Genomic DNA, 1,732 nt, shown 5'->3' with positions numbered 1-1,732 from the left:
TGGGGGTGGTGGTCTGGGTGTGTGGTGGTTGTTGTTGATTTGTGAATAGTGGACGCGAGCATCTGGCAATCACGCGCATGTTTATGTGTGTGGTTGTTGTGATTTTGTTTGATTTTGTGTTTCTTGTGTTATTCGTCTTGCCACTCTGCAGCATGTGCGACTGTTTGGTTGTGTGTGTCCTGTGTGGGGTGGTGAGTGTTCAAGGGCGCATGGTGGATGCCTTGGCATCAAGGGCCGATGAAGGACGCGGTAATCTGCGATAAGCCTCGGGGAGTTGGTAAACGAGCTGTGATCCGAGGGTGTCCGAATGGGGAAACCTCGCTGCGTGTTGTGCGTAGTGACCACGGGGTGAATGTATAGCCTTTGTGGGGGTGACGTGGGGAAGTGAAACATCTTAGTACCCATAGGAAGAGAAAATAAGAATGATTCTGTTAGTAGTGGCGAGCGAACGCGGAAGAGCCTAAACCGTGTGTGTGTCAAGCGTGCTGGTGTTGCATGCGCGGTGTTGTGGGGCCGATCGTCTCAGTTCAGCATGGCTGGGGCATGGATGCAGTGTGGTAGGTGAACAGGTTGGGAAGCCTGACCGGAGTGGGTGAGAGTCCCGTAGCTGAAACCGCAGTGGTTTGTGTGTGTTGGTGCCCGAGTAGCACGGTACTCGTGGAATGTCGTGTGAATCTGCCAGGACCACCTGGTAAGGCTAAATACTCTTGGTGACCGATAGCGGATAGTACCGTGAGGGAATGGTGAAAAGTACCCCGGGAGGGGAGTGAAAGAGTACCTGAAACCGTGTGCCTACAATCCGTCAGAGCCCTCGTGTGGGGTGATGGCGTGCCTTTTGAAGAATGAGCCTGCGAGTTAGTGGCATGTGGCGAGGTTAACCCGTGTGGGGAAGCCGTAGCGAAAGCGAGTCCGAATAGGGCGTGTGAGTCGTGTGTCCTAGACCCGAAGCGGAGTGATCTAGCCATGGGCAGGGTGAAGCGCCGGTAAGACGGCGTGGAGGCCCGAACCCACCTAGGTTGAAAACTGGGGGGATGATCTGTGGTTAGGGGTGAAAGGCCAATCAAACTCTGTGATAGCTGGTTCTCCCCGAAATGCATTTAGGTGCAGCGTTGCGTGGTGCTTTGCGGAGGTAGAGCGACTGGTTGACTGATGGGCCCGCGAGGGTTACTGACGTCAGCTAAACTCCGAATGCCGTGAAGTCAGCGTGGCAGTGAGACTGCGGGGGATAAGCTTCGTAGTCGAGAGGGAAACAGCCCAGACCATCAACTAAGGTCCCTAAGCGTGTGCTCAGTGGAAAAGGATGTGGAGTTGCAGTGACAACCAGGAGGTTGGCTTAGAAGCAGCCACCCTTGAAAGAGTGCGTAATAGCTCACTGGTCAAGTGATTCCGCGCCGATAATGTAGCGGGGCTTAAGCACACCACCGAAGTTGTGGCAAAAACATGTTCAACCGATAACTCGGGTGTTTTTGGGTAGGGGAGCGTCGTGTGGCCGGTGAAGCTGCGAAGTGATTCAGTGGTGGAGGCTATGCGAGTGAGAATGCAGGCATGAGTAGCGAAAGACGGGTGAGAAACCCGTCCGCCGAATGACCAAGGGTTCCAGGGCTAGGTTAATCCGCCCTGGGTTAGTCGGGACCTAAGGCGAGGCCGACAGGCGTAGTCGATGGACAACGGGTTGATATTCCCGTACCAGTGAAGAACCGTCCATACCGAAGAATCTGATACTAACCAGTGC

The 1,732-nt window shown here is 54.5% G+C and carries 1 rRNA gene; it reads left to right on the top strand.

The annotated features are described in order from the left end of the window. Positions 1–189 precede the first annotated feature (189 nt). Positions 190–1,732, top strand: a 23S ribosomal RNA gene (locus tag HMPREF2757_RS12015); the annotation flags it as partial.

Source organism: Brevibacterium sp. HMSC063G07 (assembly GCF_001810665.1).
In the GTDB taxonomy this organism is placed as follows: Bacteria; Actinomycetota; Actinomycetes; order Actinomycetales; family Brevibacteriaceae; genus Brevibacterium.
The sequence above is the reverse complement of the archived record's forward strand: the minus strand, read 5'-3'. Positions and strand labels throughout refer to the sequence as shown.